Below are 26,854 nucleotides of genomic sequence, written 5' to 3' on the forward strand. Positions count from 1 at the left end.
CATGGTCGTGCTGGCCGCCAGCGGGATCGTCAAACGCTATGGCGGTGTGACCGCGCTGGACAATGTGGACATCCGGTTGCGTCAGGGCGAAGTGCACGGACTGGTCGGTGAGAATGGCGCCGGAAAGTCCACGCTCGTACAGGTGCTGTGCGGTGTCACCCGGCCGGACCGCGGCACCATCGAGCTGGACGGCGAGCCGGTCACGTTTGCCAACGCCCGCCGTGCCGCGGCCAACGGTGTGGCCATCGTTTCGCAGGAACTGAGCCTGTTTCCCGACCTGACCGTGCCGGAAAACCTGTTTCCGCACGACCTGCCGGTCTTCCTGCGGCCGCGGCGGATGGAGCGAGCCGCGCGACCGGTCCTCGACGAGCTCGGTCTGGACGTGCCAGCACGCGCTCGGGTCGGCACGCTGAGTCTGGCCGACCAGCAGTTGCTGGAGATCGCACGCGCGTTGCTGCAGAATCCCCGCGTACTCATCCTGGACGAGCCGACTTCGGCGCTGCCGAAGGAATCCGTCGACCGACTGGAGGCGGTCATCCGTACGCTCGCCGCTCGCGGCATCGCCGTGCTCTACATTTCGCACTTTTTGGAGGAAGTGCTGCGGTTCGCCGACCGTATCACGGTTTTTCGCGATGGTCACACGGTTGTCGACGGCGCCGAGACCGGCACGGTCACTCTCGACAACCTGGTCGCCGCGATGCTCGGCGGAAGTGTCGCCGCAGCTGAGATCGTGCGCTCGTCGAAGGTCGGCGCAGTGACCGTACGCTTCGACCACGTCAGCGTTTCCGGCTATCTGGACGACATCTCTTTCACCGCCGCGGAAGGCGAGATCGTCGGCCTGGCCGGCCTGCAGGGCGCCGGGCACCTGACCGCACTGGAGGTCCTATGTGGACGGACCGCCGTCACGTCGGGATCGGTGTGGCCGGCATCGCGCTCGTTGCGCGCCGCCGTACGATCCGGCGTCGCCTTTGTCTCCAGCGACCGCAAGCGTTACGGGCTGATGATGGACAAGCCGGTCTGGCAGAACGTCAGCGCGGTAAGCTGGCTCGGCATCGGTCGCGGCGGTTGGTGGCTGAACCGTGGCCGGTTGACTCGTGTGGCGACCGAGCATGGCCAGCGCCTCGGCATCCGCGCCACCGCCGACGCCGTGACGGCGAGCCTTTCCGGTGGGAACCAACAGAAAGTCGTCTTCGCCAAGTGGCTCGTCGCGGATCCGTCGGTAATAGTCCTCGACGACCCAACCCGCGGTGTCGACGTTGGCGCTCGCGCGGAGATGCATGCCGTGACGGCTCGTCTTGCGGCGGACGGGAAGACGGTGTTGTTGGCGTCCAGTGACCTGACTGAGTTGGTGGAGCTTTGTCAGCGCGTGTTGGTTTTCCAGCGGGGACGGTTGGTGGATGAGCTGGCGGGGCAGAGGCTGAGTGAGCAGGAACTGAGTGTGGCAATGAATGCCGGATTCGCGAGTTGAGCCGAGGAGAATGGCTGGTGACCAACGCGCGGCTCACCGACCGCGAGCTGAGCCAGCTCGGCAAACAGGTGCACGGCTGGATGCGCCGCGGCATCCAGCCCTTCCATACCGAGAACGATGGTGATGTGCTGTTTGCCATGACGACCGACGAGGTGGACCTGACCGGAGTCGAGCCGACCGGCCTCGGCGCGCTGGCGTCCGAGCTGGCGTGGGACGCGATTCTGTGTGGTGCGGCATGAGTTTCCCGGTGACCGACCTGACCGGACGCGCGTTCGGTGAACGCTGGCACGCCGACATCCACGCGACCGTCGCCGGCTATGCGGAGCTTTTCGCCGCGCACAAGGCGAAACGCGTGCGCGTGTGGAGTGAACAGGCGTTGGCGGCGATCGATGCCTGGTCACCGGATCTCGCGACCGAGATCCGCGACATCGCGGCCGGTGCCGGGTTGGAAGCGTGGCAGGTCGCGTCGCTCAACGCGCGTACGGAGATTTTGGCCGCGGCGCGGGTAAGCGGCGTTGGCGAGTGCTCGACGGCGGTGCTGCTGGACCCGGTGCCGCGGACGATCCAGACCTGGGACTGGGTCGACAGGCTCAGTTTCACGCCGGTTTTGTGGCACTTCGGCAAGGTGCGGACCTTCACCGAGTTTGGTGTGCTGGCAAAGATCGGCCTGAACGCCAACGGTCTCGGCCTACATTTCAACATCCTGGAACACGTCTCGGACAGCGACCAGATCGGCGTGCCGGTGCACGTGCTGGCGCGGCGGATCCTCGACGAGGCCGCCACGGTCGCCGAGGCGGTCGACATCGTACGGTCGGCGCGCACGTCCGCATCGACCGCGATCACCGTGGTGACCGGGAAAGAGGCCGCGACGATCGAAGTCTCACCGGCTGGGATTGGCGTCGTGCCGGCGCGGGACGGTGTTTTGTTGCACTGCAACCACTTCCTGGATGACGCGCTGGCCGACGGCGAGCGGCTCGGGCCGGTGCGGCCGGGGACCTACGACCGGCTGGCCTATCTGCGCGAGCACGCCGACGACCTGCGTACGGACGACATGACCAAGCGTGCGACCGCGATGCTCAGCCACCGGCCGGCGGCCCCGGTCTGCGCGCATCCGGAGCCGGACGTGCCGTTCCAGGAGCGCTGGGAGTCGGTCGCGACGATCAGCCTCGACCTGGCCAACGGCCGGCTGCTGGCACATCAGGGCGGTCCGTGCCGCGTACGACCGTCCACCTGGCAGGTCATCTGACGCGCCGCCAGGCGGTCGGACTCTGGCCGTGCCTGCGTTTGAAGGCCGCGCTGAAGGCAAAAGCGTTCTGATAGCCGACCTGACCGGCGACCGCGGCGATCGTGTCGTCGGTGTCACGCAACAGATCCGCGGCCAGGGTCAGCCGCCAGCCGGTGAGATAGCTCATCGGCGGCTCGCCGACCAGACCGGCGAACCGCGCGGAAAACGCGGCGCGCGACATGCCGACCTCGCCGGCCAGCGCCGCCGTCGTCCAGCCGCGTCGCGGATCGGCGTGCAGGATCGTCAGCGCCTCGCCGATGGCCGGATCGGTGGCCGCGGTCAGCCACGCCGGCAGCCGCGATCCGTTGGCGCTCCACCACCGCAGCGCGACGACGAGTACGAGGTCGAGCAGCCGGCTGAGCACCGCGTCCTGTCCCGGCTCGTCGCGCTCCGCCTCGGTGGAGAGCAGCTCGAGCGGTCCGCGCGTACGCGGTCCGGCCGGCACCACCGTCACCGTCGGCAACATGTCCAGGAGCCGGTCACCGACGCTGCCGTGCAGGTCATAGATGCCGTGCAGCATCACGATCGCGCCGGGACAGCGGTCACCGTACGTGCGCGACGAGATCTTCCTGGCTCGCGCCGTGGCGACCGCCTCCGGGCCGCCGACGATGTGCTTGACTCCCTGCCGGATGACCACCTGGTCCGGCGTGGTCGGATCGTCGGCGATCGTGTACGCGCCACCTTTGACCAGCGCGATGTCACCGGTCTGCAGCGTGACGCCGCCGGCATTGCGCGGCGACACCGACACGCCTCCGGCCAATGCCGCGACCACCGACAGCGGTTGGCGGTCGGCGAGCGTGATCGACCACGGTGGCTGCTGGATGAACTGCCGTACGACCGCGTTCTTCGCTCGCGCGCGGTGCAGCAGATCGCTCAGGACGTCCACGCCCCGACCGTAGACGATCACGAAGGAATCGTGGACAGACAACCATTCATCGTCCGCCGCGGAGACGCTTTGCTGGCAGACATGGACGACATCCTTCTCATCGGCGGCACCGGCACGACCGGCCGTCGCGTCGCGCAACGGCTTCAGCACGTACGTGTCGCCTCCAGGACACGCGGCGACGTACGTTTCGATTTCGACGATCCGTCGACCTGGCCGGCCACCTTTGCCGGCATCGCCGCCGCTTACATCGTGTTTCCGGACATGCGCACCGCCGCGGCGGCACCGCGGCTCGTGAAGACCGCCGTGTCGGCCGGCGTACGGCGGCTGGTCATGCTGTCGGCGCCCGGCGTCGACGGCAACCCCGGTCATCCGCTCTGGCCAGCGGAGCAGGCGGTGCGCGGCTCGGGTCTGGAGTGGACGCTCGTACGGCCCAACTGGTTCGCACAGAACTTCAGCGAGACCTTCTGGCGGTCGGGGATCGTCGATGGCACGCTGGCGCTGCCGACCGGCGATGGAGCGACGGCGTTCATCGACGCCGAGGACATCGCCGACGTGGTCGCCGCCGCGCTCACCGACGATGGCCACGACGGCGAGGCGTACGTGCTGACCGGGTCGCGCGCGATCACCTTCGGCGAGGCCGTCGAGATCATCGGCCAGGCGATTGGCCGCACCGTCCGCAATCTCGACGTCGGTCCGGACGAGTTCATCGAGGCGCAGGTCGCCAACGGCCTGCCCGCAGATGCCGCCAAGCAGCTGGCGAGGCTCTACACCTCGATCCGCGACGGCCGTGCGACGGCGATTTTCGATGGCGTACAACGTGCGCTCGGCCGGCCGCCGCGCTCCTTCGAGGATTACGTCCGCGCCGCGGCAGCCGCCGGGGCCTGGAACGTGGCCGCCGGCTGATCTTCTACGCTGGGCCGGGTGCGCCTGGTGATTGCTCGCTGTTCCGTGGATTACGTCGGCCGGCTGACGGCTCACCTGCCGATGGCCGAGCGGCTGTTGATGGTGAAGGCCGACGGCTCGGTGCTGGTGCATTCGGACGGCGGCTCGTACAAGCCGCTGAACTGGATGTCACCGCCGTGCCGGCTGGAGGAGGACACCGGGGCCGGTGTCTGGCGGGTGATCAACAAGGCCGACGAGAAGCTGATCATCACGCTCGACGAGGTGCTGCACGAGTGGCACTACGACCTCGGCGTCGATCCGGGCCTACAGAAGGACGGCGTCGAGGCGCACCTGCAGGAGCTGCTGGCCGAGCACGTCGAGGTGTTCGGCACCGGCTGGCGGCTGGTGCGCCGGGAGTATCCGACCGCGATCGGGCCGGTCGACCTGATGTGCCGCGACGCCGACGGCGTACACGTGGCGGTCGAGGTGAAGCGACGCGGCGAGATCGACGGTGTCGAGCAACTGACGCGCTATCTGGAGCTGCTCAACCGCGACACGCTGCTGGCGCCGGTACGCGGAGTTTTCGCCGCGCAGCTCATCAAGCCGCAGGCTCGTACGCTGGCCGAGGACCGCGGGATCGACTGCCTGACCGTCGACTACGACGCGCTCCGCGGCGCCGACGACCCGTCCGCTCGCCTGTTCTGAGGCTTGTGGTCGCATGGCCCCATGCGTGCGCTGGATGCACGCATGGGGGCCATGCGGTCGTACGTGGGGAATGCCACCCGCACAGCCGCCGGGGTCGTGACAGACTCACCAACAGTCCGTAACTGCTGGGAGGGATGATGGCGCGAGAGTTCTCGACGGTCGGGGTGGTCGGCCTGGGCACGATGGGGGCCGGCATCGCCGAGGTGTTCGCGCGGGCCGGCCTGTCGGTGATCGGGGTCGAGGCCGACCAGGACGCCAAGGAGCACGGCCGCGAGATCCTCACCGCCTCGACCCAGCGCGCGGTCGACCGCGGCAAGCTGGAGGTCGCCGACCAGCAGGCGCTGCTCGGCCGCGTGTCGTACTCGACCAGCCTCTCCGACCTGGCCGACGTCGACCTGGTGGTCGAGGCGGTGCCCGAGCACCTGGAGCTCAAGCAGCAGATCTTCGCGCAGCTGGACAAGGTCTGCAACGACGACGTGATCCTGGCGACCAACACTTCTTCGTTGTCGGTCACCGAGATCTCGGTCGCCACCGGGCGGCCGAGCCGGGTCATCGGCATGCATTTCTTCAACCCCGCGCCGGTGATGAAGCTGATCGAGGTCGTACGCACCGTGGTCACCGACCAGCAGGTGGTCGACGACATCGAGAGTTTGGCGCGTACGCTCGGAAAAGTCGACGTGACGATCGGCGACAAGGCCGGTTTCATCGCCAACGCGCTGCTGTTCGGTTATCTCAACCACGCGGTCAGCTTCTACGAGTCCAAGTACGCCTCGCGCGAGGACATCGACGCGGCGATGAAGCTGGGCTGCGGCCTGCCGATGGGGCCGCTCGCGCTGATGGACCTGATCGGCGTCGACACGGCGTACGAAATCCTTGACACGATGTACAAACAGGGTCGTGACCGGTTGCACGCGCCGTCGCCGCTGATCAAGCAGATGGTCACCGCCGGCCTGCTCGGCCGCAAGTCCGGCCGCGGTTTCTACACCTACGACAAGCCGGGCTCGCCGAAGGTCGTCGATGACCTGGAGACGCCGGACAACGGAAAAGCCAACGGCTCGGCCAAAAAGGTGGTTTCGGTCGGAGTCGTCGGCTCCGGCACGATGGCCTGCGGCATCGTCGAGGTCTTCGCGAAGGCCGGCTATGAGGTCACGTTTGTCACGCGTGCGGCGGAAAAGGTGGCCAAGGTCCGGTCCACTGTGGAGCGTTCGCTGGAAAAGGCCGTACAGCGCGGAAAACTCGACTCGGCAGACCGCGACGCGGCGCTGAAACGGCTGCACGGCTCGACCCGGCTGGACGATCTGTCCACTGTGGACCTGGTGGTCGAGGCGGTGGTCGAGGAGCTGGCCGTCAAGCAGGCACTTTTCGAGAACCTGGACGAAATCTGCAAGCCCGGCGCCGTACTCGCCACCACCACGTCGTCGTTGCCGGTGATCGAGTGCGCGCAGGCCACCAGCCGGCCGGCCGACGTGGTCGGCCTGCATTTCTTCAACCCCGCGCCGGTGATGAAGCTGGTCGAGGTGGTGCACACCGTGTCGACGTCGCCGGAGACGCTGGCGACGGCGCGCACGGTCACCGAGCAGCTCGGCAAGCATCCGGTGGTCTGCCGCGACCGGTCCGGCTTCATCGTCAACGCGCTGCTTTTCCCGTATCTCAACGACGCGGTGAAAATGCTGGAGGCCAATTACGCCTCCGCCGACGACATCGACGCGGCCATGAAGGTCGGCTGCGGCTATCCGATGGGGCCGTTCGAGCTGCTGGACGTGGTCGGCCTGGACGTGTCGCTGGCCATCGAGCGCGAGCTCTACCTGGAGTTTCGCGAGCCCGGTTTCGCGCCGGCGCCGCTGCTGGAGCACCTGGTGACGGCCGGATATCTGGGTCGCAAGGCCGGTCGCGGTTTCCGCACCTACACGTGAGTCTCGGCGGCATCCTGCGTGCCGCCGCCGACGGCGAGTTTCCGCCTGTCGACGGCAAAATCGAAGTGGTGCCGCCATATCGCACCGGCCTCGAGGCGGTCGTCGCGTTCACCGGTCACGCGGTTTTCGCGACGACGCTTGACGTCGAGGTCATCCGTGGCCTCGGCGCGGACGGTTATGGCGGCGCGTACGCGCCATCGGTGATGGCCGCTCTCGGTGGCGCCGGCGCGCGGCTTGACTGCCTGGACGCGATGTTGGTCGCGCGGGGGACCGGCGGTGGTGGGTTGGCCGTACGCGCCGATCTCGACGACCATCCGCGCGTACGGTTGGCGCGGTCGCTGCGCGACGACGTCGCCGTCTATGGCTCGGGTGCCGGCTTTGTCACGCTCGGCCGCGGTGTCGGTGGTCTGCCTGAGCTGAGCGTCGAGGTGTCGGCTCCCGGTCGCGGTTTCGGTCGTAGGCTCATCCGCTCGGCGCTCGGTCTGGTGCCGGCTGGCGAGGTCGTGGTCGCCTGCGTGGCGCCTGGCAACGCCATCTCGACGCGTGCCTTCCTGGCCACCGGCTTCACGCCGATCGGCTCGGTGCAGCTGGTCCACCCTGGTGTCCGAATGTGACCGCCGCCGGCATCCCCCAGCTCACCCACCCCCCGAGGTTCCAATCGGCTTCCGATTGCGTCGTCTGATGCCGGGGTTAGCGGCGGCCGTAGAGCATGCGGGCGAGCCGCAGCAGCTGGCGGTCGTCGGACGCGCGGCGGGTGAACGTCGTCGTACGCACCGGCGACGCGAAGCGCTGCCGCGTGATGGCCTTGGGCCGCGCGAACTCGCGCAGGCCGTCCGGTCCGTGGATGCGGCCGAAGCCGGAGTCGCCGACGCCACCGAACGGCAGCGACGGTACGCCGGCAAAGGTGATGACGCCGTTGACAGAGGTCATCCCGGACCGCATCCGCCGCGCCAGCTCCAGGCCGCGCGCGCGTGAGAAGACCGCGCCGCCGAGGCCGTACGAGGTGGTGTTGGCGCGCTTGAGCGCCTCGTCCATGTCCGGCACCTTGGCGATCGTCAGCGTCGGCCCGAAGGTCTCCTCGCGTACGGCCGCCGACTCCTCCGGCACGTCGACCAGCACGGTCGGCTGCACGTAGCGGTCGCCGACCGCGTCCAGGCCGCCGACCAGCGCGCGGCCGCCGTGCTCGATGGCGTCGGCGATGTGCCGGCGGATGATGTTGAGCTGCGACGGCATGGTGATCGGACCGATCGGCTCGCCGTCGCCGGCCTTGAGGTCCTTGGCCAGTCCGACGACCTTGTCGACGAAGGTGTCGTAGACGCGCTCGTGTACGTACACCCGCTCGACCCCGACGCAGGTCTGGCCGGCGTTGCTCATGCCGCCCCAGACCGCCGCGTCGGCGGCCGCGTCCAGGTTGGCGTCCTCGTCGACCAACAGCGCGTCCTTGCCGCCGGCCTCGATGATGACCGGCGTCAGCGTCTCGGCGCAGGCCATCATCACCTTCTTGCCGGTCGCCGCGGAGCCGGTGAACGCGAGCTTGTCGACGCCGGAGCGGCAGAGTGCGGCACCGGTCGCGCCGAGGCCGGTGACCACCTGGAACAGCGGCAGGTCGCCGGCCACCTCGCGGAAGCTGTCGGCGAGCCACTGGCCGACGCCCGGCGTGTATTCGCTCGGCTTGAAGACCACCGCGTTGCCGGCGGCCAGCGCGTACACGATCGAGCCGGCCGGCGTGAACACCGGATAGTTCCACGGACCGATCACGCCGACCACGCCGAGCGGCTGGTATTCCAGCGTCGCGCTCTGGTTGATCATCAGCATGCCGGACGACACGCGCCGCTGTCCGAGCGTCTTCTTCGCGTGCTTGCTGGCCCAGTCCAGGTGGTCGGCGGCCAGTACGATCTCGATCATCGCGTCGGCGTGCGGCTTGCCGTTTTCCTGGTGCATCAGCTCGGCCAGCTCGGCCGACCTGCGGATGAGTACGGACCGCCACGCGCGCAGCACGCGGCCGCGGTCGGCGAAGCCCAGCTCCGCCCACCACGCCGCCGCCTTGCGCGCGCGTTGGACGGCCTCGTTGACCTCGGCGTCGGTCCAGATCCGGTGCCGGCCGACAACGTCGCCGGTCGCCGGGTTGAGAGAGTCGAAGGTCTGCTCGGTGGCCGCGGCGGGCTCGGTGACAGTCATGTGAGGCAGCTTATTACCGGTGAGTACGGTTTGCCGAGCGTCCAGGTTCGATTCAGCTTCATACTGGACGCATGGGACGGCGTAACCGGCGATCGCAACCGGCGTCACGTCGGTCGGCACAGCCGGTGCGTACGGACCCGGTCGAAGACGCCGACGACGGTGCGTGGGTCGTACGGCCGATCGCCGGTGGCATGTCGTCGAAGGCCTATCGCTGTCCCGGCTGCAACCAGGAGATCCGTCCCGGTCAGGCGCATCTGGTGACCTGGCCGGCCGACGGTGGCTTCACCGCCGTCGACGGTCCGGACGACCGCCGCCACTGGCACCGCGCGTGCTGGCAGGCCCGCGGCCGGCGCCAGCCGCCGGTCGACCGTACGCGCAACGCACCCCGCTACGGCTGATCTGCCACAACGGGGTGAGGCAGGATGGAGGGTGTGGTGAGCATCCGAGCCAACACGATCCTGCCGGCGCAGCGTACGGACATCGAGCTGCAGACCGCCGACGGCCTCAAGCTGGTCGGCGAGATCGCCGTGCCGCTCGACCGCGAGCTGGTCGCCACCATGGTCTGCCTGCACCAACTGCCGACGCACGGCGGCATGATGGACAGCCATCTCTACCGCAAGGCCGCCTGGCGACTGCCGGCGCTTGCCGGCCTCGCCGTACTGCGGTTCAACACCCGCGGCACCTGGTCACTGCGGGGGACCAGCGAAGGCAGCTTCGACGGCGACCCGTCCGGCGACGGCATGCTGGAACGCTTCGACGTGGCGGCGGCGCTGGAGTACGCGGAGTTCGAGGAGCTGCCGGCGCCCTGGCTGGTCGGCTGGTCGTTCGGCACCGACCTCGCGCTGATGTACGGCTGCGATCCGGCGGTGGTCGGCGCGATCCTGATCTCGCCGCCGCTGCGCTGGGCCCAGGATGCCGACCTGCGGCGCTGGGCCGACTCCGGTAAGCCGGTGACGGCCTTGGTGCCGGAGTTCGACGACTACCTGCGCCCGGCCGAGGCCAAGCAGCGGTTTGCCGCGATCCCGCAGGCCGACGTCGTGCCGATCGACAACGCGCGACATCTGATGGTCGGCCACGCCGAGCGGGTACTCGACGAGATCGTCAGGCGGCTCAACCCGTCCGCCGCGCCGGTGCCGCAGGAGTGGGACGGGCCGTACGAGATGGGCGACGCGCGCGCGTATGCCGACCGTACGGTGGCCGCTTTCGCGAAGGTTCCGGTTCCCGGTGTGAAGAGGTCCACTGAGGGCCAGTCCTAGGCACACGGCCAAAGGGGCGGACCGGTAGATTCGCCGGCATGACGGTCACGCTGCGTTTTCAGGACAGCGGCGAGGGAATCCCCCTCGTGCTGCTGCACGCCTTTCCGCTTTCCGCGCGGATGTGGGCAAACCAGCGCGCCGCGCTGTCGGACACCTGCCGGGTGATCACCCCTGACCTGCGCGGCTTCGGCGCCTCGCCGGCCGGTGACGGCGAGCCGTCGCTTGAGGCGATGGCCGACGACCTCTATCAGCTGCTCGACCGGCTCGACCTCGGCTCGGTGGTGCTCGGTGGCCTGTCGATGGGGGGTTACGTGGCGATGGCTTTCCTGCGCAAATATCCGCATCGAGTGGCCGCGCTCGTACTCGCCGACACCAAGGCGGCCGCGGATACGCCGCAGATCCGGGAAAACCGCCACAAGCTGGCGCATGAGGTGACCGAGACCGCGACGATCAACGCCGTCTACGACCGCGTGCTGCCGACGCTGCTCGGCCGCTCGACGCGTGACCACCGGCCGGAGGTCGTCTCGGAGGTACGCGACATCGTCGGCGACGCGACGCCGGCGGGCGTGGCCTGGGCCGCGCAGGCGATGGCAGCACGGCCCGACTCGCGCGACGTACTCGCCAAGGCCAACGTCCCCGCGCTGGTGATCGTCGGCGACGAAGACCAGATCGTCACGGTCGCCGACACCGAGGCGATGGCCGACGCGCTGCCGAAGGTCACGATGGCGCGGCTGATGGCCGCCGGCCACCTGTCGGCGATGGAGGACCCGCGCGCGTTCAACGCCGCCGTACGCGACTTCGTCGGCAGCCTCATCTAGCGGCGTTCCGATAAGAACTCGGGTCAGGGGGAGTCGACGATCGTCCAGGTGTCGCCGGTGATGACGACGGCTTGGTCATCGTTGATGGAGACGCGTTCTTGTCCGCCGCTCGCGGCGATCTCGCGGTCGTGGCGCGCGGCTCGGCCGCGGTTGCGGTGTGCCAACAGGAGGAACGGCGCCAACTCCAAGCCCCTGGTCGACTCCGGCCGGCCGGGATCGTCGGGGTCCACGACGGCGTCGGCCTTGCCGAAGTACGCGAGATCCGGTGCGGCCAGCGCGGCGCCGGCCGAGATGCCGACATAGCCGAGGCGACCGGTGCGTACGGCCGGGGGGACCAAACGGCTGAACCCGCTGCGATTGGCGTGCTCCAACAGAAAAAGCGGATAGCCGCCGGAGACGAAGACGACCTCGGCCGCCTCGAGCGCGCGTCGCACATCGGCCTCGCCGGCGCGCTCAAGCTCGAGCCGGTCGACGGCGATGCCTTCACCGCGCAGCAACCGGTCGGCGGCATCGACCCACGGCGCCGACGGCAGCGGATTGGACGCGGTCGGGACGAGCACCGCGCGCCGCACCGGCTTGGAGCCGAGCCACTCCGGCAACGCGCCGAGGCCCGCGGAGCCGAGAAACAGCCGCTGGTCGGTCATCCGGCGACTCCTCCTGTCCTTGCCGCTTCATGCCGGCGTACGGCCAGCCACCCCAGGATCGCAACCAGGCAGAAGCCGGCCGACACCGCGTTCGCGCCAATCCAGCCGGCTCGGTCGTACGCCATGACGCCGGCCGTCGTGCCGAGCGCACCGCCGGCGAAGTAGGTCGTCATGTAGACGGTGGTCAGCCGCGACCGCGCGGCGTCGACGAGGTCATAGATGACCGCCTGGTTGGTGACGTGCACGACCTGGCAGCACACGTCCATCAGCAGCGCACCGACGACCAGCCAGGCCAGGCCGTCGATGCCGGCGGCGAGCATGCCGAAGGAGATCAGCAACAGGACGATCGCGGCGCCGGTGATCTGCCAGCGCAGCTCGCGCAGCCGATCGAGCAACCGGCCGCCTAGCAGCACCACCCCGGCACCGGCCGCGCCGACCAGCGCGAACAGGCCGATCTCGGCCTCGGTAAAGGCGAACGGCCGGCCGGCGAGCAGGAACGGCACGGTCGACCAGAAGCAGCTGAACATCGCAAACTGAGCGGCCCCGATCAGCGCGCGCCAGCGCAACACCGGCGAGCTGCGCGCCAGCCGCAGCACCGCTCGCATCTGTGCCAGATAGCCGATCTCGACCTCGCGTCCGGTCGGCGGCAGGACGCGGCTCATCGTCACGGCGAGGACGACCATCGCCGCGGCGGCCGCCGCGTACACACAACGCCAACCGGCGAGGTCGGCGACAACGCCGGCGAACGTACGCGACAGCAGCACGCCGAGCAGCACCGCACCCATCAGCACGCCGATCGTGCGTGCTCGCTCGGCCGCCGGCGCCAGGGTCGCCGCGTATGGAATGAGCATCTGCACGACGACCGACGACGTACCGATCAGCACGGCCACCGAGCTCAACATCCACAGCGCCGGCGCCGCGGCGGCGGCTGCGAGCGCGATGGCGTCGACGGCCAGCAACGCGGTGATCAGCCGCCGGCGCGCGAGGATGTCGCCGAGCGGCACCACGAAGACCAGCCCGGCGGCGAAGCCGACCTGCGTCGCGGTGACCAGGGCTCCGACCGCCGGGCGGCCGACCCGCAGGTCGTGCGCGATCGTGTCGAGCAGCGGTTGTGCGTAGTAGACGTTGGCGATGGTGATGCCGCAGGTGAACGCGAGCATCCGCAGCAGACCACGGGAAAGCGACACGACGCACCAATCAGCTGGTCCAGGACGAGGGGACCGCTGGGATCAGCCAGCTCGGAAGCGAGCCGGCCATCGGCGGGTGGGCGGTCGGCCGGCGTCAAGCAAACGATATCGCGCGCCGTGCTTGGTCGACGCCGCGGTGCGTACGGCTAGGGCCTGTCTCCATATTCCGCGGGGCGATAGCCGAGCCGCTGTCACATCTGTCTCGGGCCGCCTGACGGCACGGCGAAACCGCCCACGTGGCGCTGCCGCGCCGGGCGGCTCCGCCGCACCGCCAGACGACATTTGGATCTCGACTCTCATCCCCCGGAATATGGGGACAGGCCCTCGTGTCCCGAGTCTGACTCGGGACACGAGGCCTACGTCTTCTTGGCGTCGGTCGCCTTCGCGCCGGTCGCCTTCGCGCCGGTCGGCTTGCCGTCAGCCGGCTTGGCGCCGCTCGGCTGGGAATCAGCCGGCTTCGAGGCATCAGCCGGAGCGTCGGCCGCTTTCGGGTCGGCTGGTTTCGGGTCGGCTGGTTTCGGGTCGGCTGGTTTCGGGTCGGCTGGCTTGGCGTCGGCTGGCTTCGCAGCGGCGGCTGGAGCGTCGGCTGGCGGTGAGCCGGCAGGCGACCCAGCGGCCGGGGCTGCCGTGGCCGGTGCGGCAGGAACGGGGCTCGCGCCGCTCGCCGGTGGCGGGTCGAAGAGGTTGGTGGGGATGCTCGCACCGAGCTCGTTCAGCGACGCGGTCATCTGCGCCAGGTCGCGCGTCACGTCCTCGCGCTGCTTGGTCAGCCGCTCGACCTCGGCGCGCGCGTCGCCGGTGAGCTTCTCCGCGTCGCGGCGCGCCTTCTCCAGCAGGTCGTTGGCTTCCTTGCGCGCGATCGTGCGATATTGCTCGCCGTCGACGGCGGCGGCCGTACGCACCTTGTCGGCGGCGGCAGCGGCCTCGGCGGCGGCGCGTTCGCCGTCCTGCCGGCCGGCCGAGATGAGGGTCGCGGCATGCGCCTCGGCGTCGCGGCGCAGCCGGTTGGCGTAGACGTCCGCGTCGCGGCGGGTCTTCGCGGCGTACTCGTCCGCCTCGGTGCCCAGCTTGGTCGCCTCGGCCTCCGCCTCGGCGATCGTGGTCTTCGCGCGTGCCTCGGCGTCGGCGCTGGTCTTACGCGCGTGCTCCAGCGCCTCCTGGCACTGCTGGTGGGTGGTTTGCCGCAGCTCGGTCAGCTCGCGGTCGGCCTCGGCGCGCCGGGACGCCAGCGCGGCCTGATAGTCGCGCTCGACCGCGGCGGCGCGCTGGCGTGCCTCCTCGAGGATCTCCTCGCCGCGCGCCTTCGCGGCGTCCTCGATTCGCTGCGCGTTGGCGAGCTTCTCGTTGGCGTCGTCGTGCGCGAGCTGGAGGATCTGCTCCACGCGTACGCCGAGGCTCGCGTATGACACCTCGCCGCCGCCGGCAGCCGCCTTGCGCCGCCAGTTGACCGCCTCGATTTTCGCCTGTTGGGTCTCCGCCGCCAGCCTTTCCAGCTGTGCCAGCAAATTGTCACGCTCGGCGGTCAGGGTGGCGAGAATCCGGTCCTGGTCGGCAAGGTAGGCATTGACCTGCCGGGGATCGTATCCGCGCAGCACCCGCTCGAAATCGGCGGCCGCCGCGCCGGACAGCCGGAAAACATCGCCGGTGCCATGGCTGTCGGTGGACATGACCCCATACTCACACGGACCACCGCCGAATGTCGCCTCCGTGCGGCGGCAAATTCCCGTGTCGCGACGATTTTCGTACGGTCAAAGAAAAAACCGGTGGAAACGAATTCGTGTCCACCGGTTCTCTCAGCCGATATTAATGTCAGCTCGGCGACGGGGACGGCCGGCCACCCTTGGCCTCGGAGATCGCCGAGTCGACCTCGGCGAGCCGCGGTGCCGCGCCGCCACCGACCAGGCCGGCGAGCATCTCGCGGAGCTGGCCGAGCTGGCTGGTGATCGCGTCGCGCTGCTTGATCAGGTCCTCGACCTGACGCTTGGTGTCGCTGGTGAGCTGCTCGGCCTGAGCGCGCGAGTCGGCCAGCAGCCGGTCGGCCTCGGAGCGGGCCTCGCTGGTGGTCTTGGCCGCGAACGCCTTGGCCTTCTCCACGGTGGCGCGAGCCTGTTGCTCGGAGTCCTTGCGGCGAGCCTCGGCGGCGACCTCGATCTCGCGAGCCCGCGCGTCGGCGGCCTGCGCGCGCTCCTCGGCCTCGCTGATCAGCTTCTGGTTGGCGGCCACCGCGGCGGCGTGCCGCTCGGACTGCTGCTGCTCGGCGCGCTCGCGCCGCTCGGCCAGGTCGAGCTCCAGGCTGCGCAGGTCGTTGTCGCGCTTCTGGGTGGCCTCGGCGAGCATCCGCTCGGCCATCGACCGCTTCTCCGCGGACTCGCGCTCGGCCTCGGCCCGCAGGTTGGCGGCGGCGGCCTGTGCGGCGGCGCGCAGCTGGTCGATCTCCTTACGCGCGGCGGCGCGCAGTTGCTCGACCTCCTGGGTGGCCTTGCCGCGCAGCTGGGTCACCTCGCGCTCGACGGTGGCCCGCAGCTGGGACACCTCGCGCTCGACGGTGGCGCGCTGCTCGGTGACCTGGTGCTCGGTGGTCTTGCGCAGCTGGGTCGTCTCGCGCTCGGCGTTGGCCCGCAGCAGGGCCGCCTCACGCTCGGCGCGGGCGGTCAGCTCGGCCGCCTCGCGCTCGGCCACCTCGCGGGTGCCGGACACCTCGCGCTCGGCGCCTTCCTTGACCGCCTTGGCCTCCTGGCGCGCCTTCTCGGTCATCTCCCGAGCGGAGGCACGCGCGTTGGAGAGGGTCTCGGCGGCGACCTTCTTCGCTTCCTCGGTGTGCTCGGTCGCCTGCTCCTCGGCCAGCCGCAGCATCTGCTCGACGCGAGTGCCGAGGCCGGACAGCGACGGCTTGGCGTTCTCCTTGAGTTGCTGCTCCTGGTCGGCGACCCGGCGCTGCAGGGTGGCGAGCTTGTCTTCCAGGCCGCGGATGCGGTTGCCGGCGTCGTTGAGCCGCGACTCGGCCTCGGCGCGAGCCGCCGAATGCTGGCCGAGCTCGACGGAGGCCCGCCGCATGTACTCGGTGACCTGCTGGCGGTCGTAACCGCGCAGCGTGATCGCGAATTCCGGCTCGTTCTGGATGTTGTCGAAGAACTGCACGTCGGTGTCGGAGGCCATGTCGCTCACTATCGCAGAGGCGGTGGACGGGTCCTGGACTGGTGTGCTGCCTGGTGCTGCTCCAGAGAAAGCACACCTTAGACCCGTAGTATTCACCCCTCGCAGGCGGCCTGTGAGGTCACCCCCGGAAATCGGTCAAATATTCTGGAAGCGCATGATTTCCTGCAGGTGCCGCGCACGCTTCTCCTCGTCGCGTACGCCCAGGCCAGGGCTGGGCGCGAGGGTCAGGACGCCGACTTTGCCGTGATGTGCATTCTTATGCACGTCATACGTGGCTTGTCCGGTTTCTTCGAGCGCATATGTCCGAGAAAGCGTCGGATGGATGATTCCGCGCTGGATCAACCGGTTCGCCGCCCAGGCTTCGCGGTAGTTCGCGAAATGTGACCCAATTATCCTTTTCAGGTTCATCCACAGATAGCGGTTGTCGTATTCGTGCAGGAAGCCGGATGTGGACGCGCAGGTCACGATGGTGCCGCCGCGGCGAGCCACGAAGACGCTCGCGCCGAAGGTCTCGCGGCCCGGATGCTCGAACACGATGTCCGGGTCGTCGCCACCGGTCAGCTCGCGGATGGCGGCGCCGAACCGCTTCCACTCCTTGGGATTCTGCGTCGTCTCGTCGGACCAGAACTGAAACTTCTCCGCGCTGCGGTCGATGATCAGCTCGGCCCCCATGGCGCGGCAGATCTCCGCCTTCTCCGGACTGGAGACCACACACACCGGTGTCGCGCCGGCCTTCAGCGCCATCTGGGTCGCGTACGACCCGAGGCCGCCGGAGGCGCCCCAGATCAGCACGACGTCGCCAAGCCGCGCGTTGGCGCCGTTGGCGGAGATGAGCTGGCGGTAGGCGGTCGAGTTGACCAGCCCCGGACTGGCCGCCTCCTCCCAGCTGAGGTGGTCGGGCTTGGGCATCAGCTGGTTGGCCTTCACCAGCGCCAGTTGCGCCAGGCCGCCGAAGTTGGTCTCGAAGCCCCAGATCCGCTGCTCAGGGTCGAGCATCGTGTCGTTGTGGCCGTCCGGGCGCTCCAGCTCCACCGAAAGGCAGTGCGCGACGACCTCGTCGCCCGGCTTCCACACGTGTACGCCGGGACCGGTGCGCAGGACGACGCCGGCCAGGTCGGAGCCGACCACCTGGTAGGGCAGGTCGTGCCGCGCGGCCAGCGGAGACAGCTTTCCGTAGCGCTTCAGGAACCCGAACGTCGACACCGGCTCGAAGATCGAGGTCCAGACGGTGTTGTAGTTGATCGCGCTGGCCATCACCGTCACCAGCGCCTCGCCTGGGCCGAGCTCCGGAGTCGGCACCTCCTGGACGTGCAGCGACTTGCGCGGGTCCTTGTCCTTCGTCGGCAGGCCGTCGAACATGTCCGCCTCGTCGGCGCGTACGACCACACCCTTGTAGGACTCCGGCACGGGCAGCTGGCCGAGCGCCTCGCGCTCGCCGGCCATGATCGCGTCGAGGATCTGCTTCACCGCTTCGCCTCCCGAATCAGCAGGTGGCACCGCACGTTACCGATGAGTAACGATCCAGTGCATCCCCATGTGAGACATGGCTCAGTGGTCAGCCGGCTGGACGAGCTCCACGAGCACGCCGCCGGCGTCCTTCGGGTGCACGAAGTTGACCAGGCTCCCGGCGGTGCCGCGGCGGGGCTGGTCGTAGAGCAGCCGCAAGCCCTTCGCGCGCAGCTCAGCGGCCACTTGCTCAAGGTCGTCGACGCGATAGGCGATCTGCTGGACGCCGGGTCCGTTGCGGTCGAGGAACTTGGCGATCGTCGACTCCGGCGTCAGCGGAGCGAGCAGCTGGATCTGCGTGCCGGAGCGGTCCGCGGCGGGCACCAGCATCGCCTCGCGTACGCCCTGCTCCTCGTTGACCTCCTCGTGTGCGACGGTCATCCCGAAGGTGCCCGTGTAGAAGTCGAGGCCGGCCTGGTAGTCGGCGACCGCGATGCCGACGTGGTCGATGGCGGTGAACATCAACCCACGGTAAGTGATGTGGATCGAGTCACCAGGACATGTTGTGAGCCATTGCATCTCATAAAGTGGGCCACCAAACCACCGTTAAGCCGAGGAGGACGCGATGGCCGGGTCAGTGATCGTGGCGGGTGCGCGTACGCCGATGGGTCGGTTGCTCGGGTCGCTGAAGGACTTCTCCGGTGCGCAGCTGGGCGGCATCGCGATCAAGGCTGCGCTGGACCGCGCCGGCATCGCGCCGGAGGCCGTGCAGTATGTGATCATGGGCCAGGTGCTGCAGGCCGGCGCCGGCCAGATCCCGTCGCGGCAGGCCGCGGTCGCCGCCGGCATCCCGATGACCGTACCGTCGCTGACGATCAACAAGGTCTGCCTGTCCGGCCTCGACGCGATCGCGTTGGCCGACCAGCTGATCCGGGCCGGCGAGTTCGACATCGTCGTCGCCGGCGGCATGGAGTCGATGACCAACGCGCCGCATCTGCTGCCGAAATCGCGTGCTGGCTTCAAATACGGCGCGATCGAGATGCTGGACGCGATGGCCTACGACGGCCTCACCGATCCCTTCGACCACATCGCGATGGGTGAGTCGACCGACCGCTACAACGCCAAGCTGAACATCGGTCGCGAGGAGCAGGACGCTTTCGCCGCGCGCTCGCACCAGCGCGCCGCGCGTGCGCAGAAAGACGGCGTCTTCGCCGACGAGATCACGCCGGTTTTGGTGCCACAGCGCAAAGGTGACCCGATCGAGGTGACCGACGACGAGGGAATTCGCGGCGACACGACGGTCGAGGGCCTGGCCAAACTGCGGCCGGCTTTCGGCAAGGACGGCACGATCACGGCTGGTACGGCGTCTCAGATCTCCGATGGCGCGTGCGCGGTTGTCGTTGTCAGCAAAGCGAAAGCCGAGGAACTCGGGCTGGAGTGGATCGCCGAGATCGGCGCGCACGGAAATGTCGCCGGTCCGGACAACTCCCTGCAGTCGCAGCCGTCGAACGCGATCAAGCACGCGCTGAGCAAGGACGGGCTCGGCGTCGGTGACCTGGACCTGGTCGAGATCAACGAGGCCTTCGCCGCGGTCGGCATCCAGTCGGTCAACGACCTGGAGATCGACGAGGAGAAGGTCAACGTCAACGGCGGCGCGATCGCGCTCGGCCATCCGATCGGGATGTCCGGCGCGCGGCTGGCGCTGCACCTGGCGCTGGAGCTGCGCCGGCGCGGCGGCGGTGTCGGCGCGGCCGCGCTGTGCGGCGGCGGCGGCCAGGGCGACGCTTTGATCTTGCGCGTACCAAAGAAGTGAAACCACTCCGTCGGGACGCGCCGCTCTCCGAAGTCCTGGAGCGCGCTCAGGCCGCTGATCCGCGCGCGGTGGCGCGGCTGGTCAGCCTGGTCGAGGACGACAGTCCGCATTTGCCGGAGATCGCGGCCGCGCTCGCGCCGCACACCGGACGCGCACAGATCCTCGGCCTGACCGGCTCGCCAGGCGTTGGAAAGTCGACGTCTACGTCGATGCTGGTGAAGGCGTTCCGTGAGCAGGGCAAGCGGGTCGGCGTGCTGGCCGTCGACCCGTCGTCGCCGTTTTCCGGTGGTGCGCTGCTCGGCGACCGCGTACGCATGCAGGACCACGCGACCGACAGCGGCGTCTTCATCCGCTCGATGGCGTCGCGCGGCCATCTCGGCGGCCTGTCATGGGCCACTCCGCAGGCCGTACGCGTGCTGGACGCCGCCGGCTGCGACCTGGTCCTGGTGGAGACGGTCGGCGTCGGCCAGGCCGAGGTCGACGTGGCGTCGCTGGCCGACACGACCGTCGTACTGTTGGCGCCTGGGATGGGGGACGGCATCCAGGCCGCGAAGGCCGGCATCCTGGAGATCGCCGACATTTTCGTTGTGAACAAAGCCGATCGCGACGGCGCGGACCAGGTCGTACGCGACCTGAACGGCATGCTGCGACTCGGCGGCCGGCACTCCGAGGCCGGTGCCTGGCGCCCGGAGATCGTGTCGACCGTCGCGTCCACCGGCAAGGGGATCCCCGACGTACTCGAGGCGATCGAGAAGCACCGCACGTGGATGGCTGGCGGCGAGCTGGCGCGGCGCCGGCAGCGGCGAGCGGCGGCCGAGATCGAGGCGATCGCCGTGAAGACACTGCGCGCACGAATGGGTGACCTCCACGGCTCGAAAGCCCTGGACACCCTCGCCGCCGAAGTCGTCGCCGGCGAACAGGACCCGTACGCCGCCGCCGACAAGCTGATAGCCGGCATCGGTGCCTCCAGCCCCTGACCTTTGTGGCCCGGATGGGTGAGCGGCTCAAGATATCTTGTTAGACACGTATTAAGCGGACAGGTCGCCTCATCTGCATTATCGGCCACGTGAGTCACGGTAGTAACACCCAGTCGTGTGCAGGCTATCAACACAAACCGACAAAGCGAACATTTAGCGCTATGAAGAGAGATTAACGCCCGCGCTGACGGGTTACCCCGGCCGAGACGGCCGCGGCGTCCCAGTAAGGGGCGCGAAGGTCCATTATGTGAGACTCAAGAGCGCGTGTAACGCTAAATGTCCAACTTATGTAACTCCGGGTTGGCGTGAAAGCCGATCTACTAGCGCTGGACGCAAGAAACAAGGCTTTCACACCCGCAGTTTCGTCGGATGCTGTGACGCCTGTGACTATTGAGACCGACAATGCGTTTGTGACTAATGTGCCTTGGCAAGCCTAGAGAACCCAGCCCCGCACGCAACCGCCGGCCGCACCCCTATGCACACCGATTGGCATCCACGCGCCCCTCCCTTGAGGTCGCCCTCCGCGCAGGAGCGCCCGCAGCGCAGGCGAAAACCAACCACACACCCACGCAACAAAGCAGAAAACCCAACCACCCCCTGACGCAACAAAGCAGGAGACGCACCGCCTCTCCAACGCAACAACGAGGAGCCGCAACCCTGTCGCCTCCGCGCCCCATGCGCCACCACCACCCCCCGACCGCGCCATGCGGCGCCGCCACCACCTCCCGACCGCGCCGTGCGCCACCACCCCCCGACCCGCGCCGTGCGGCGCCGCCACCACCGCGCGACCGCCCCGTGCGGCGCCACCACCATCCCCGACCGCGCCATGCGGCGCCACACCGCCTCCCGCCGCACCACGCCGCGCCGTACCCCCTCCACCACCGTGACACCACCACCCACCCCTGAAACCCAAGATCAACTTCAAATACTTACCTACATTCCACGCGAACCCACCCCCCACCCGTTTTGGGTGGGGGCAATTTTTGCGGACAGGTACGACAATTTCGCGCCGTAGCAGGTAGTTGTCGCCTCCATTGGCCTGGATAACGATTTCCTTACGGGCTGAAAACGATCAGGTGACGATTCCGGTGGCGGGTTGGCCGGCGGGTGAGGCTTCGACGTATGGGTCCGATATCGGTGGCAGTGCGGGGACTGTGGTACCGGCGGGGGAGGTCGGTGACCGTCCTCGTGGTGGCGGTGATCGCGATGACGGCGGCGGTGGTCGGACCGGCGTACGCGCGCGCGGCGGAGCAGTCGTTGTTGGTGACGGCACTGCGTGCGATCTCGCCGGCGGTGGTGGGGATGCGGGTTTCGCAGACGAGCTATGCCGATGACAGCGGGTTGGCTTCCGCGCTGCGCGATGCCAAGCTGGCCGATCCGCTGCTGGACCGGCCGGTCACCGGGGTGGAGTCGCCGGCGCGGTTCGACGGAGCGACACACGAGACCTTCGCGACGTACGGCCTGTCGCGTACGGACGTCTGCGCGCACATCCGGATGGTCGCCGGCACCTGCAAGATCGACGGCAACTCTGCGCTGCTCTCCAAACGCACCGCCGATCGCGCCAAAGTGCGGCTCGGCGACACGATCACCCTGCAGGCCCGGCCGAGCTCGGTGCGGCAGTCGCAAGGGGTCGTCGCGGGCATTTACCAGCCGCTGGCCGCCAACGAGCGCTACTGGCTCGGCCAGCCGTACTTCCAGTTCCAGCCGGTCACCCTCGACCCGCAGAACGCGGCCGACTCCAACCTGGTGCAGGGCGTCGACCCGGTCATCGGCGGCACCGGCTTCGTCGCTCAGCTGCCGGGCCGGCCGAAGGCGTACGCCGACGTGGCGCTGCGCGCTGACGACGTACGCCTCGACGACGTCGACCGGCTCACCGCGCTCTACAGCCAGGCGGCGAGCGCGCTGACCGGCGAGGGGTTCGCGGTCGAGCAGCGGCTGACGACCGCGATCGAGCCGGTGACGGCCGACCGCCAGCTGGTGGCGCTGTCGATCCCGCTGGTGGCCGCCGAGCTGGTGCTGATCGCCTGGTTCATCCTGATCCTGGTCGTGTCCGACGCGACGGAGGCTCGCGGACCGGAGATCGCGTTGGCCAGGCTGCGCGGCTATCGCAGCCGCTCCACGACCGTCTTCGGACTCGGCGAGTCTCTGCTGTTGGTGGTCGTGGCGGCGCCGATCGGCCTCGGTCTCGGCCTGCTGGTGACAGAGCTGATCGGCCGGCTGCTGCTCGCGCCTGGCGTCCACGTGGAGTTACGCCTGCCAGTCCTGTTGATCGCGCTGCTCGCCCTCGGCGGCGGCTTGGCGGCAGCGGCGGCCGCCGGCCGGCGCGTACTCGGCCTGAGCGTCGCCGAGCTGCTCCGGCGCGTGCCACCGCGCCAGCACAAGCTGCGCGCCGGCATCGTCGACGGCCTGGTGGCGGCGCTCGCGCTGGCCGCGCTCGTCCAGGTGCTCACCGACCGCGGCCGTTCCTCGTCGCCGTTGTCGCTGGTCGCGCCAGGAATGCTCGCCGTGGTGACCGGCATCGCGGTGTCTCGGTTGGTGCCGTTGCTCGCGTTGTGGCGCCAGCGATCGGCGCGGCGGCGCGGCCGGCTGGCCGAGATGGTCGGCTGGACACCGCTCGCTCGGCGTACGGGCGGCCGGCGGTCGGCGCTGGTGGTCACGGTCGCGGTCGCCCTGCTCTTTTTCTCGGCGATCGCCTGGGACACCGCGGCGGCCGATCGGAAGGCGCGCGCTGCGGCGGACGTCGGTGCGGACCGGGCCGTGACCGTACGCGCGCCGACCGAGCAGGCGTTGCTGCAGGCCGTACGGTCCGCCGATCCGACCGGCCGCTATGCGATGGCCGCGGTCAAGTACGCCGGTGGTCCGGCCGACCCGATCCGCGGCGTACTCGCCGTCGACGCCAGCAGGCTCGCCGCCGTCGCACGGTGGGACCGCGGCGAGCTGACCGCGCCGATCGACGCGATCGCGCGCGACCTGAGCAAGCCGGCGCCGAGCCCGGTGCTGACCGTACGCGGACCGCGGCTCAGCCTGTCCGTCACCGTCACGCAGGCCGACTCGGCGCGGCCGCTCAGCATCTCGCTCGACCTGCGCGACGGCCACAACCAGCCGGTCTCGCTGCCGCTCGGTACGGTCCGGCCGGGCGGACAGACGCTGACCGGCTCGGTGGCCGAGTGCGCCGGCGGCTGCCGGTTCGAGTCGATCCGGGTGACCCGCGACCCGCTGGACAGCGGCCGGATCCACGGCATGCTGGCCGTCACCGGACTGGCCGACAACGGAAAGCCGGTCGCCGGCTTCGCCGACTCGACCAGGTGGCAGGTGCCGGAGGAGGGCTTGAGTTATCCGCACGCCGGCCTGAGCCGCGCGTCCGGAGGACTCGGGATCTCCTTCGACAGCGAAGGCGCCGAGCAGATCGTCGCCCGCCGCGCGGACGTACCGTCGCCGTTGCCAGCCGTCCTCGCCGGCAGTGCGCCGCCGGCTCCTGCACCCGGAAGTGGCGGTGGGCAGGCGACGACCGACCCGGACGCCTCCGACGCCGGTCCGAGCCGGCCGGGCTCGCTGATCCAGGGGTCGGACCTGTCGACGCAGCCGCACACGTATGTCGTGGCCGCACGTGCCGCGTACATCCCGAGCGTCGGCGCGTCCGGCCTGCTGGTCAACCTGGAATACCTCGACCGGATCTCCAACACGTACGGCCGGACCGCGCTGGTCGACCAGGTCTGGCTGGCTCCGGACGCGCCGCCGTCGATCACGCGGAAGCTGGCGGCGGCTGGCATCCTGCCGGTCGATGAGCAGAGTTACGCGGGTCGGCTGGCGGAGCTGGATCAGCAAGGGCCGACGCTGGCGTTGCGGCTCTATCTCGTCGCTGCGGTGGCGGCGCTGCTGCTGGCGGCCGGCTCGCTGGCGGTCGCGGCCTATCTGGACGGTCGCGTGCGTGCGTACGAGTTCGGCGTGCTGCGGCTGACCGGCGTATCCAGACCGTCGTTGCGACGAGCGGCGCGGATCGAGCAGCTGGTGCCGGCGGTGATCGGCTGTGTCGCCGGAGTCGTGGCCGGCGCGCTCGGTGCGCTGCTGGCCCTGCCGGCGGTGCCGGTCTTCTCCGACTCGCCGGCATATCCACGACTGGACTACGTGCCGGGGCCGGTGTGGCCGGTCGCCGCGGCCGTCCTCGCACTGGTCGTCCTGGCGGTCGTGGCCGCGCTGGTGGCGGCGCGCTCGGAGCGCGGCGGCACGATCCGGCGGGTGCAGGAGGGACAGCAATGACCGGCGTGGCCGTGAACTGCGAAGGCCTCGTGCACATCTACCGCGCTGTTGACATGGGGGTGGACACCGAGGTCGTCGCGCTCGCCGGCATCGACCTGCACGTGTCGGCCGGCGAGTCGGTCGCGCTCCTCGGGCCGTCCGGCGCGGGGAAGTCGACGCTGCTGTCGATCCTCGCCGGCGTACTGCGACACAGCGCCGGTCGGCTGCGGATCGGCTCGCATGTCGTGGAGTCGATGACGGCCAAGCAGTTGCAGAGAATGCGCGCCAGCGAGGTTGGCGTTGTGCTGCAGGGCGCCTCACGCAATCTGCTGCCTTATCTGACCGCCTACGACAACGTACGGTTCGCGCAGCGTGCCGCGCCGCGCGGTGCCGAGGTCGACAAGCCTGACGACGTGCTCGACCTGCTCGGACTCGGGTCGCTGGCGAAGCGCAAGCTGGTCGAGCTGAGCCCGGGACAGCGGCAGCGGCTCGCGGTCGCGGTCGGTGTCGCGCACTCGCCAGGCCTGCTGCTGGCCGACGAGCCGACCAGCCAGCTCGACCACGACGCGCGTGGTGAGGTGCTGGAGGCGCTGGCCGAGGTCAACCGGGCGCGCGGCACGACCGTCATCGTGGTGACGCATGATCCGGAGGTCAGCCAGCGGGTACGCCGGACGGTCACCATCCGGGACGGCCGGATCGGTGCCGAGGGCCATCGCGGCGAGGACTTCGCGGTCGTCGCGCGCGACGGCAGCCTGTCGCTGCCGCTGGACGTCGTGGAGAAGTTTCCGCCGGGGACGCTGGTGCGCGTCCAGCTGCTCGACGACGGATCGGTCCGGCTGTCCGCCGAGGAGGTGTCATGATCGCGTCCGGTGTGACCGTCCAGCGCGGCGGTCGGGACGTGCTGGTCGACGTGACCGTACGCGCGTCCGGCGGCCAGATGGTCGCGGTGACCGGTGCGTCCGGTGCCGGCAAGTCGACACTGCTGTGGACGCTGGCCGGCCTGCTGCCGGTCGCGGACGGCTCGGTGGACACGCCTGACGACGTGGCGCTGGTGCCGCAGGACAACGGCCTGGTACCGGTGCTGACCGCCGCCGAGAACGTCGAGGTGGCGCTGCTCGCGCGCGGTGTGCCGGCGGCTGCCACGCGGCAACGTGCGGCCGAGGCGTTGGCCGCGCTGGGGCTGGACAAGCACGGCGACCAGCTGGTCGAGGAACTGTCCGGCGGTCAGCAGCAGCGCGTCGCGGTCGCCCGCGGCCTGGCGGTGGCACCGGCCGCGCTGCTGGCCGACGAGGTGACCAGCGAGCTCGACGCCGCCAACCGCGAGCGCGTACTCGACCTGCTGGCCGCCCACGCCGCCGCCGGCAACACGGTCGTCTTCGCCACCAACGACGAGGAAGCCGCGCAGGTCTGCCCCATCGAACTCCACATCGCCGACGGCCGCGCCACCCTCGTACGCTCCTGAGCCGGCCACCGATACCCGCTACAGCCCGAAACTGTCGTACCCCCCTGCCAATCTGGGCCCCCACCCAGATCGGGCGGGGGGTGGGTTCGCGTGGCAACTTACATATGTATGAAAACCGTCCGGATTGACCTTTTGTCACCTCCGGCGGCAAAACCGCAGGTCAGGCCACCTCGGACGACGCAATCGGAATCCGATTGCGTCGTCGGTGGTAGGTAAGCTCAAGCTGCTGGACGCCGACGCGCTGATCATGGCCTTCTGACGCGGCGCACACGCGCCACGTTCGAGTTAGCAGTTGGTGAGGTGCAGCTGGCCGGTCGTACGGTCGAACTTCAGCCGCCGGTGCAGCTCCAGCAGCGGGATCTCGTCGGCGATCCGCAGTGTGCTGATCCGGTCACCTGGCCGGTGCGGCCGCTCGGTCGTCCGCGGCGTGTCGTCGGCGTCCGCGCAGACACCGACAACCTCGCCGTGCCGGTCTATCAACGCTCGCAACAACATCGGCGTCCCCTCCGATCGCGCCGCCCGCACGTTCGAGAGTGCCTGTT

Annotated in this window: 24 protein-coding genes; 15 read left to right on the forward strand and 9 right to left on the reverse strand. The window is 69.4% G+C overall.

Annotated features, from left to right (window positions below; translation table 11 throughout):
* The first annotated feature begins 1 nt into the window (after position 1).
* From GNX95_RS23045 to GNX95_RS23055, 3 genes are read left to right on the forward strand one after another with little or no spacing between them, the layout of a single operon-like run.
* Positions 2–1,468, forward strand: coding sequence for a sugar ABC transporter ATP-binding protein (locus GNX95_RS23045; protein WP_163509462.1), 1,467 nt, complete (start codon positions 2–4; stop codon positions 1,466–1,468).
* A gap of 17 nt (positions 1,469–1,485) precedes the next feature.
* Positions 1,486–1,707 (forward strand): hypothetical protein, encoded by a 222-nt coding sequence (locus GNX95_RS23050; protein ID WP_222853829.1) that lies wholly within the window; start codon positions 1,486–1,488, stop codon positions 1,705–1,707.
* Positions 1,704–2,714, forward strand: coding sequence for a C45 family autoproteolytic acyltransferase/hydrolase (locus GNX95_RS23055; RefSeq protein ID WP_163509463.1), 1,011 nt, complete (start codon positions 1,704–1,706; stop codon positions 2,712–2,714). Before GNX95_RS23050 ends, GNX95_RS23055 begins: the two co-directional genes overlap by 4 nt.
* Here the strand turns inward: GNX95_RS23055 and GNX95_RS23060 are convergent.
* Positions 2,707–3,639 carry an AraC family transcriptional regulator gene (locus tag GNX95_RS23060; RefSeq protein ID WP_163509464.1) on the reverse strand — a complete coding sequence of 311 codons (933 nt, stop codon included), beginning with the start codon at positions 3,637–3,639 and terminating at the stop codon, positions 2,707–2,709. The two genes, GNX95_RS23055 and GNX95_RS23060, sit on opposite strands and share 8 nt — an antisense overlap.
* 81 nt (positions 3,640–3,720) lie before the next feature.
* On the opposite strand from GNX95_RS23060, the gene GNX95_RS23065 reads away from it, so the two are divergent.
* The 4 genes from GNX95_RS23065 to GNX95_RS23080 all read left to right on the forward strand — a co-directional run bounded on the left by GNX95_RS23065 (position 3,721) and on the right by GNX95_RS23080 (position 7,753).
* Positions 3,721–4,542, forward strand: coding sequence for an NAD(P)H-binding protein (locus GNX95_RS23065; protein ID WP_163509465.1), 822 nt, complete (start codon positions 3,721–3,723; stop codon positions 4,540–4,542).
* An 18-nt stretch (positions 4,543–4,560) separates the two neighbouring features.
* Positions 4,561–5,226: an endonuclease NucS gene (gene nucS, locus GNX95_RS23070; RefSeq protein ID WP_163509466.1), complete on the forward strand. Its 666-nt coding sequence runs from the start codon at positions 4,561–4,563 to the stop codon at positions 5,224–5,226.
* Positions 5,227–5,363: 137 nt separating this feature from the next.
* Positions 5,364–7,139 carry a 3-hydroxybutyryl-CoA dehydrogenase gene (locus tag GNX95_RS44075; protein ID WP_163509467.1) on the forward strand — a complete coding sequence of 592 codons (1,776 nt, stop codon included), beginning with the start codon at positions 5,364–5,366 and terminating at the stop codon, positions 7,137–7,139.
* Positions 7,136–7,753 carry a hypothetical protein gene (locus tag GNX95_RS23080; protein WP_163509468.1) on the forward strand — a complete coding sequence of 206 codons (618 nt, stop codon included), beginning with the start codon at positions 7,136–7,138 and terminating at the stop codon, positions 7,751–7,753. Before GNX95_RS44075 ends, GNX95_RS23080 begins: the two co-directional genes overlap by 4 nt.
* Before the next feature lie 76 nt (positions 7,754–7,829).
* Here GNX95_RS23080 and GNX95_RS23085 read toward each other — a convergent pair whose 3' ends face one another.
* Positions 7,830–9,317, reverse strand: coding sequence for an aldehyde dehydrogenase family protein (locus GNX95_RS23085; RefSeq protein ID WP_163509469.1), 1,488 nt, complete (start codon positions 9,315–9,317; stop codon positions 7,830–7,832).
* A 71-nt stretch (positions 9,318–9,388) separates the two neighbouring features.
* Here GNX95_RS23085 and GNX95_RS23090 point away from each other — a divergent pair, with 71 nt between their 5' ends.
* Genes GNX95_RS23090 through GNX95_RS23100 form a run of 3 tightly spaced genes read left to right on the forward strand, consistent with a single transcriptional unit; the run spans position 9,389 to position 11,391 of the window.
* Positions 9,389–9,715, forward strand: a complete 327-nt coding sequence (locus GNX95_RS23090) for a hypothetical protein (protein WP_187369676.1) — start codon at positions 9,389–9,391, stop codon at positions 9,713–9,715.
* A gap of 36 nt (positions 9,716–9,751) precedes the next feature.
* The gene (locus GNX95_RS23095) at positions 9,752–10,573 is read left to right on the forward strand and encodes an alpha/beta hydrolase (protein ID WP_222853830.1); all 822 of its coding nucleotides are present in this window, start codon (positions 9,752–9,754) and stop codon (positions 10,571–10,573) included.
* Between the two features lie 38 nt (positions 10,574–10,611).
* Entirely contained in the window at positions 10,612–11,391 is a 780-nt protein-coding gene (locus GNX95_RS23100) for an alpha/beta fold hydrolase (protein ID WP_163509471.1), read from the forward strand.
* A gap of 23 nt (positions 11,392–11,414) precedes the next feature.
* Here GNX95_RS23100 and GNX95_RS23105 read toward each other — a convergent pair whose 3' ends face one another.
* The 6 genes from GNX95_RS23105 to mce form a co-directional block, all read right to left on the reverse strand.
* The gene (locus tag GNX95_RS23105) at positions 11,415–12,035 is read right to left on the reverse strand and encodes a Type 1 glutamine amidotransferase-like domain-containing protein (protein WP_163509472.1); all 621 of its coding nucleotides are present in this window, start codon (positions 12,033–12,035) and stop codon (positions 11,415–11,417) included.
* Positions 12,032–13,222 (reverse strand): MFS transporter, encoded by a 1,191-nt coding sequence (locus GNX95_RS23110; RefSeq protein WP_163509473.1) that lies wholly within the window; start codon positions 13,220–13,222, stop codon positions 12,032–12,034. The genes GNX95_RS23105 and GNX95_RS23110 overlap by 4 nt, the downstream gene beginning before the upstream one ends.
* A gap of 356 nt (positions 13,223–13,578) precedes the next feature.
* Positions 13,579–14,889: a coiled-coil domain-containing protein gene (locus tag GNX95_RS23115; protein WP_163509474.1), complete on the reverse strand. Its 1,311-nt coding sequence runs from the start codon at positions 14,887–14,889 to the stop codon at positions 13,579–13,581.
* A gap of 142 nt (positions 14,890–15,031) precedes the next feature.
* Entirely contained in the window at positions 15,032–16,378 is a 1,347-nt protein-coding gene (locus tag GNX95_RS23120; protein ID WP_163509475.1) for a coiled-coil domain-containing protein, read from the reverse strand.
* 135 nt (positions 16,379–16,513) lie between these two features.
* Positions 16,514–17,845, reverse strand: coding sequence for a crotonyl-CoA carboxylase/reductase (gene ccrA / locus GNX95_RS23125; RefSeq protein ID WP_222853831.1), 1,332 nt, complete (start codon positions 17,843–17,845; stop codon positions 16,514–16,516).
* 81 nt (positions 17,846–17,926) lie between these two features.
* Positions 17,927–18,346, reverse strand: coding sequence for a methylmalonyl-CoA epimerase (gene mce, locus GNX95_RS23130; RefSeq protein ID WP_163509476.1), 420 nt, complete (start codon positions 18,344–18,346; stop codon positions 17,927–17,929).
* Positions 18,347–18,449: 103 nt separating this feature from the next.
* On the opposite strand from mce, the gene GNX95_RS23135 reads away from it, so the two are divergent.
* The 5 genes from GNX95_RS23135 (at position 18,450) to GNX95_RS23155 (ending at position 26,312) form a co-directional block, all read left to right on the forward strand.
* Positions 18,450–19,637: an acetyl-CoA C-acetyltransferase gene (locus GNX95_RS23135; RefSeq protein ID WP_222853833.1), complete on the forward strand. Its 1,188-nt coding sequence runs from the start codon at positions 18,450–18,452 to the stop codon at positions 19,635–19,637.
* Positions 19,634–20,614: a methylmalonyl Co-A mutase-associated GTPase MeaB gene (gene meaB, locus GNX95_RS23140; RefSeq protein ID WP_163509477.1), complete on the forward strand. Its 981-nt coding sequence runs from the start codon at positions 19,634–19,636 to the stop codon at positions 20,612–20,614. The genes GNX95_RS23135 and meaB overlap by 4 nt, the downstream gene beginning before the upstream one ends.
* A gap of 1,176 nt (positions 20,615–21,790) precedes the next feature.
* Positions 21,791–24,871 carry an FtsX-like permease family protein gene (locus GNX95_RS23145; RefSeq protein WP_163509478.1) on the forward strand — a complete coding sequence of 1,027 codons (3,081 nt, stop codon included), beginning with the start codon at positions 21,791–21,793 and terminating at the stop codon, positions 24,869–24,871.
* Positions 24,868–25,710: an ABC transporter ATP-binding protein gene (locus GNX95_RS23150; RefSeq protein ID WP_163509479.1), complete on the forward strand. Its 843-nt coding sequence runs from the start codon at positions 24,868–24,870 to the stop codon at positions 25,708–25,710. The genes GNX95_RS23145 and GNX95_RS23150 overlap by 4 nt, the downstream gene beginning before the upstream one ends.
* The gene (locus tag GNX95_RS23155) at positions 25,707–26,312 is read left to right on the forward strand and encodes an ATP-binding cassette domain-containing protein (protein ID WP_163509480.1); all 606 of its coding nucleotides are present in this window, start codon (positions 25,707–25,709) and stop codon (positions 26,310–26,312) included. The genes GNX95_RS23150 and GNX95_RS23155 overlap by 4 nt, the downstream gene beginning before the upstream one ends.
* Before the next feature lie 285 nt (positions 26,313–26,597).
* On the opposite strand, the gene GNX95_RS23160 is transcribed toward GNX95_RS23155, so the two are convergent.
* Positions 26,598–26,807, reverse strand: a complete 210-nt coding sequence (locus GNX95_RS23160; protein ID WP_163509481.1) for a hypothetical protein — start codon at positions 26,805–26,807, stop codon at positions 26,598–26,600.
* Positions 26,808–26,854: the final 47 nt, after the last annotated feature.

This window comes from Fodinicola acaciae (assembly GCF_010993745.1).
In the GTDB taxonomy this organism is placed as follows: domain Bacteria; phylum Actinomycetota; class Actinomycetes; order Mycobacteriales; family HKI-0501; genus Fodinicola; species Fodinicola acaciae.